Source organism: Corallococcus sicarius, from assembly GCF_003611735.1.
GTDB classification, from domain to species: Bacteria; Myxococcota; Myxococcia; order Myxococcales; family Myxococcaceae; genus Corallococcus; species Corallococcus sicarius.
In genome coordinates this window covers 1-5,894 of sequence record NZ_RAWG01000451.1, presented here as the reverse complement: position 1 = coordinate 5,894, position 5,894 = coordinate 1, and the positions used below count along the sequence as shown (strand labels likewise).

The following is a 5,894-nucleotide window of genomic DNA, read 5'->3' as shown; positions in this document are numbered from 1 at the left end:
AGCGTGGGGCGTGCGGCGCCCGTGCCCTCCAGCCGCGCGAGGCGCGCTTCCAGGGCCGTGACCGTGGCCTCCAGCCGCTTCACCGTGTCCCGCAGGTCCTGCTCCCCAACCTCGTCGGACTCCGACATGGACTCCTCTCGTGCCTCGGCGCATCCACGACCGGGTGCTCAGCGCGGCGGAGCTTCAGCAGCTCTGACGCCGCGAGGCGTGGCGCCGGCCCCCATGAGGCACGCGGGGGCCGGTGCTTCGTCCCACGGTCAGGCGAGGTTGTGGAACACGTGCTGCACGTCGTCGTCCTGCTCCAGCATGTCCACCAGCTTGAGGACCTCCTGGGCCTGCTCCTCGGGCAGCTCCTTGAGGGTGCCGGGCAGGGGGATGTACTCGGACTCCGCGGACAGGGGCGTGATGCCCTTGGCTTCGATGGCCGCCTGGAGCTTGCCGAAGTCCGCGAACTCGCAGCGCAGGAGGACCTGCTTCTCCCCCTTCTCGCCGGTGGTCTCGCCCATCTCCTGCAGGCCGTGGTCGATGAGCTCCAGCTCCAGCGCCTCCAGGTCCAGCCCTTCGGGGTCCAGGCGGATGGCGCCCGTGCGCTGGAACATGCGGGACACGCCGCCCGAGGTGGCCATGCTTCCGCCCAGCTTGGTGAACGGGAAGCGGACGTTGGCCACGGTGCGCACGATGTTGTCCGTCGCCGTCTCCACCAGCACGCCGACGCCGTGGGGCGCGTAGCCCTCGTAGAGGACGATCTGGTAGTCGGCCTGGTCCTGGCCGCTGGCGCGCTTGATCGCGCTCTCCACGTTGTTCTTCGGCATGTTCGCCGCGCGGGCATTCTGGATGGCCCGGCGCAGCGCGGAGTTGGAGGTCGGGTCCGGCCCGCCGGCCTTCACCGCGATCACGATGTCCTTCGTGATGCGCGTGAAGATCTTCGCCATCTTGTTCCAGCGGGCGAACATCGTCGCCTTGCGTGTCTCGAAAATGCGTCCCATGGTGCCTCCAATATATTCGCGGCCCGCCCCGGGAGGACGGGTTTCGCGCGTCACGCGCGCGGGAAGCGGCTCGCCAGTGCGTCGGCCAGGGGGCCCGCCCCCGTGCGCAGGGGGTCCACGCAGGGCAGGCCGTGCGCGCGGCCGGTGGACTCCAGCAGCGCCAGGGCTTCCTGCTCGCCCAGGTGTTCGGTGTTGATGGCGATGCCGGTGCACTGGATGCCGGGGTTCGTCAGCCGACCCTCCAACACCGTGCGGTCGATGACGTCCTGAATCGAGGGCAACGGGTGCTGCACGCCGCGCATGCGCGTCCGCGTGGGCTCGTGGCAGACGATGAAGGCGTCCGGCTGCGCTCCGTGCAGCAGGCCCAGCGTGACGCCCGCGAACGAGGGGTGGAACAACGAGCCCTGGCCCTCCACGACGTCCCAGTGGTCCGCGTCGTTGGCGGGGGCGAGCCACTCGGCCGCGCCCGCGACGAAGTCCGACACGACGGCATCCAGCGCGACGCCGCGCCCGGAGATGAGGATGCCTGTCTGGCCGGTGGCCCGGAAGTCGGCCTTCCACCCGCGCTGCCGCAGCTCCTTCTCCAGCGCGAGCGCCGTGTACTTCTTGCCCACCGCGCAGTCGGTGCCCACGGTCAGCACGCGCAGGCCGGGCCGCTTCGAGCCCTGGCCGGTGGCGAAGTCCCGGTCCGCGAAGCGCACGTCGTGCAGCTTGCGTCCGTGTCGCGCCGCCGCGGCGGCCACGGCGGGGAACGAGGAGAGGCGCTTGTGCAGCCCGGTGGCGATGTCCAGCCCGGCCTCCAGCGCCTGCACCAGCGTGGCGACCCACGCGTCCGCGAGCACGCCGCCCGGGTTCACCACGCCCACCACGAGGGTGCGCGCGCCCCGGGCCTTCGCCTGGGCGAGGTCCATGTCGGGCAGGCCACAGTCCGCCACACATCCGGGCAGGCGGAGCTGACCCACGCACCACTCGGGCCGCCAGTCCACGATGCCGTGGGCCGTCTTGGCCGCGAGCTGGTCCTTCACGTCTCCCAGGAACAGCAGATAGGGCTTGTCGATGTCCACGCGCCAGCGCCTTAGCACGGCGCAAAAAGGCCGTGGAAATGGCGCGGGGGAATAAGCGCGACACCGGACGTAACAGGGCAGGGGCCCACGCAGTCCCGTCCTTCACCGCCCCTCCTTCCGGAGTCGTCCCATGCGCATCACCCCGTCCGCCGCGCTCCTGTTCGCCGCCTCGCTCGCCACCGCCTGTGGAGGTCCGCTGGAGGAGGAGCCCCAGACCGCCGCGGTCGTGGACGAGTCCCTCGCCAGCCAGGAGCAGGGCGTGGACGAGTCCTGTGTCGGCTCCAGCGTGGTGCTGGCGCAGCCGGATGGCACGTCGGTCGGGGTCGTCTTTCCCCGCTGCTCGTATGCTGACTTCTCCGGGACGTCCAATGACGGCACCTACGACCAGACGTCCTGTCCCCGCCGCTTCGTGACCGAGCTCACGAGCCTGAACGGCAAGTACGCCCAGCCCTTCGTGGAGGCCATCCCGGCGACGGCCAACGTCACCGAGAGCGGCTGCAAGGCCACGCTGATCGCGGGCGCCGCGTTCGGCTACCTCAACGGGTACTGGTACAGCCTGGGCAACGTCAGCACCGCCGGCATCTGGCACCCGGCGACCCCGGGGCCCATCTCCTTCCCGGCCCACTGCCAGCTGCGCTTCGGCATCGGCAACGGCGCGTCGGGCTACACCAAGATGCGGGTCACCGGCATCGGGGCGGCGCTCGGGGTCTTCCCCGTGCGCGTGCGCACGGGCGTGTCGATGGGCAACGGCCCCTGCTAACCCTCCGGGCAGCCCTACGGGGCGGCCCACCCGGGCGGTGGTATCCGCATGGGAGGGTGTCGTTGGACTTCGCGGCAGGGGCGGCTCCTGCTAGGAACGCCCCTGTGGTGTTCCGCCCGCGATCGCCCCGCGCCGCCCCCCGGCCCGGGGAGTCCTCCGCATCCGTGAAGGAGGCGACCCCGACCTCCGTCGGGGATGCCGAGGAGTTCCAGGCGCTCGTCGCCCGGTGCGCACCCGCGTTGGAAGAGCGGGCCCGCATCCTGTGCCGGGGACGCAGCCCCTCGGACGCGAAGGACCTGTTGCAGGAGACCTACGAGCGGGCCTTCCGCGCGTTTCATACGTATGACCGGTCCGCGCCCCCCATGGCGTGGCTGGCGTCCATCCTCGTGCGACGCTTCCTCGACTGGTGCCGGCATGACCGGCGCCACCCTCACGAGGAGTTCACCGACACGATGGGGGACACCCTGGCGGAGCCCGAGGCCCCGTCGGAAATCTGGGCGCACTACACGCTTGAGGATGTGTGGCGCGCGGTGGAACAGCTTCCCCCGGAGCTGCGCGAGGTGGTCCGCATGAAGGACATGGAGCGACAGAGCTACGCGGAGATCGGCCGACGGCTCGGCATCCCGTCCATGACGGTGGGCACCCGCCTGTTCCGGGCGCGCAAGAAGCTCAAGGAGCTGCTCCTCACGCGCCAGGGAAGCGCGGGAGTCCCGTCGTGACCCCTGCCTGCGAACAGCTCGCCGCCTTCGTGGACGCAGAGCTGACCCCGGAAGAGGCCCGGGCCTTCAGCCTCCACCTGGCCGACTGCGCGCAGTGTCAGGCGGAGCTGGAGGACCAGGTGCAGGCGAGCCTCGCGGTGCAGGCCGCCGCGGAGGCCCGGCCCCTTGAAAGGCCGCAGTCGCTGCCCGGGGCCCGCTCCGAACCCAGGCCGCGCTTCCGTCCGGCCTGGGACCGCGGGCGCGTGGTGGGCTTCGCCGCCGCGACCGCCGCCGTGGTGCTCGCCGTGCTGGCGGTGGTGCGTCCGTGGCGCGCGTCCGACGCGGGACGGCAGCTGCCCTTCGCCCTCGCCTCGGCGCGCCCGCTGGAGGGCCGCCCGAGCCACCCCGGCCTGCAGGACCACCGCGCGCCCGGCACGATGCGCAGCGGCGGCGCGACCGCGAGCCCGGAGCTGGACCTGCGGGCGCTGGCGGAGCTGGAGGCGCGCGGGGACCTGCACGGCGTGGCGACCGCCTACCTCGTGTCCGGTGACTTCGAGCGCGCGGAGCGCCTGCTGGAGAAGCTGCCCGCGTCGCCCGCCGTCCAGGGCGACCTGGCGCTGGCGGCGCTGGGGTTGGGGCAGCCGGAGCGCGCCCTGAGGAGGTTGGAGGCAGGGCTCCAGACGGCGCCGGACGACCCGCGGCTGCACTGGAACCGGGGGCTCGCGCTCCAGGCCCTGTCGCTGGAGCTGGCCGCCGCGGCGGAGTTCCAGCGGGTGGTGGAGGCGAAGGAGCCGGGCTGGAGCGCCGAGGCGGCCTCCCGCGCGGACGGCCTGCGCAAGGGCGCGCTGGCGCGGCGTGACTCGTGGCAGGCGATGAACGCGGCCGGCATGGCGCTGGCGCTGGAGGGCACGCCGTACCCGGCCACCCTGGCGCGGCGCAACCCCGACCTGGCGCGGCTGTACCTCTACCATGCGCTGCGCGCGGCCCCGTCCGTGGAGCGCGTCCAGGCGCTGCTGCCGCTGGCGACGCTGCTGGATAACGTCACCCGGACGAAGACGGCCACCGCCTACGTGACGCGCGTGGCGGCGGCGGACTTCACCCGGCGCGGCCCGCTGGCGGCCACCTACCACGCGGTGCTGGGCGGGACGCAGACGCTGGAGGGAGCGGAGGCGGACGCGTACCTCGCGAAGCTCCGGCGCTCCAACGAGCGCGACCTGCTTCTGGGAGCGGTGCTGCTCTTGCGCCAGGAGGACCGGCACGTGGACGAGCTGACGGCGCTGGTGCGCCAGTCCGGCGAGCCCGCCTGGTACGACGCGCCGCTCGCCCGGGGCCGGGCCCAGGCCGCGCAGGCCCGGGGTGACCTGGAGACGGCGGAGCAGTCGCTCAAGACGGGCCTCGCGTCCTGCCGGAGCGCGGGCTTCGAGTACCGCTGCGTGGACCTGCAACGCCACCTGGCCGCGCTCTACAACCGCCTGGACCGGCGCAAGGAGGCCGAAGGGCTGGCGCGCTCGGCGCTGGAGGAGGCGTTCCGCACCGACAGCTGGTTCCAGGAAGAGGTGCTGCTGTCGGACCTGGTGACGAGCGCGCGGCTGAGCCACGCCCCGGCCCTGGCCCGCGCGTACCTGGACGAGTACGTGCAACACGCGCCAGAGGACTGCGCCCGGCGCTCGGAGTACCACCACGCGCGCGCGCTCCTCGCGGTGGAGGACCTGGACGCGAAGGAGGCCCGGCGCGAGGTGGAGGCGGCCATCGCCTGTCCCACCGCGCCCACGCTCGTGGAGCTCGCCGTCGCGGGCGACCTGCTGCGGCTGGAGGGCGGCACGGTGCCCGGGCGGGAGCTGGACCGCGTCCGCGAGCGCATCCGCGTGCTGCGCGAGGACCCGTCCCTGTCGGCCGGCGAGCGGCTGCTCGTGGACCACCTCGAAGGGCGCATCCTCATCGAGCGCGACCGCGAGGCGGGCCAGCGGCTCCTGCGCGGCGTCATCACCGGCTCGGCGCTGAAGCGCTCCTCCGACATCGAGGCGCGCAAGGCCTGGTCCCACAGCCACCACGTGCTGGTGATGGACGCGGGCCGCGCGAAGGAGTGGGACGCGGCCGTGGCGCTGCTCGCGGAGGAGCTGGATCGCCCCGCGCCCACGTCCTGCCTGCTGGCGCTGGCCGGCCAGGACGAGCGGCTGCTCTTCGTCGTCCGTGACGCCACGGGTGCCGCGGACGGGGTGTACCTGAACGCCCTGAAGCGCCCCTTGCGCGAACACGTGCCGGAGGTGCCCGAGGCCCTGCTCGAGCGGCTCACCCGCTGCGGCATGGTGCGCGTGCTCGCGGAGCCCATCCTCCAGGGGCGCCCCGGGCTGCTGTCGCCGCACCGGGCCTGGAGCTACCTGACCCC

The 5,894-nt window shown here is 73.1% G+C and carries 5 protein-coding genes; 3 read left to right on the top strand and 2 right to left on the bottom strand.

Features of this window, described 5'->3' with window-relative positions; genetic code table 11:
- Positions 1-257 precede the first annotated feature (257 nt).
- A complete protein-coding gene (locus D7X12_RS38425; RefSeq protein WP_120630132.1) occupies positions 258-986 on the bottom strand; it encodes a YebC/PmpR family DNA-binding transcriptional regulator in 729 nt (242 codons plus the stop codon).
- A 50-nt stretch (positions 987-1,036) separates the two neighbouring features.
- Positions 1,037-2,050: an N-acetyltransferase DgcN gene (gene dgcN, locus D7X12_RS38420; RefSeq protein WP_120630131.1), complete on the bottom strand. Its 1,014-nt coding sequence runs from the start codon at positions 2,048-2,050 to the stop codon at positions 1,037-1,039.
- 130 nt (positions 2,051-2,180) lie between these two features.
- Between dgcN and D7X12_RS38415 the strand changes: the two genes are divergently transcribed.
- The 3 genes from D7X12_RS38415 to D7X12_RS38405 all read left to right on the top strand — a co-directional run.
- Positions 2,181-2,810 carry a hypothetical protein gene (locus D7X12_RS38415; protein ID WP_120630130.1) on the top strand — a complete coding sequence of 210 codons (630 nt, stop codon included), beginning with the start codon at positions 2,181-2,183 and terminating at the stop codon, positions 2,808-2,810.
- A gap of 164 nt (positions 2,811-2,974) precedes the next feature.
- Positions 2,975-3,529 (top strand): RNA polymerase sigma factor, encoded by a 555-nt coding sequence (locus tag D7X12_RS38410; RefSeq protein WP_244225036.1) that lies wholly within the window; start codon positions 2,975-2,977, stop codon positions 3,527-3,529.
- Positions 3,526-5,894: zf-HC2 domain-containing protein (locus D7X12_RS38405; RefSeq protein WP_120630128.1), on the top strand; the 2,369-nt coding region annotated here is incomplete at its 3' end. The genes D7X12_RS38410 and D7X12_RS38405, both read left to right, overlap by 4 nt.

Excerpts from the sequence above, each read along its gene's own strand:
- D7X12_RS38425 (WP_120630132.1), bottom strand. The coding sequence starts at position 986 with ATGGGACGCATTTTCGAGACACGCAAGGCGACGATGTTCGCCCGCTGG.
- D7X12_RS38415 (WP_120630130.1), top strand. The coding sequence starts at position 2,181 with ATGCGCATCACCCCGTCCGCCGCGCTCCTGTTCGCCGCCTCGCTCGCC.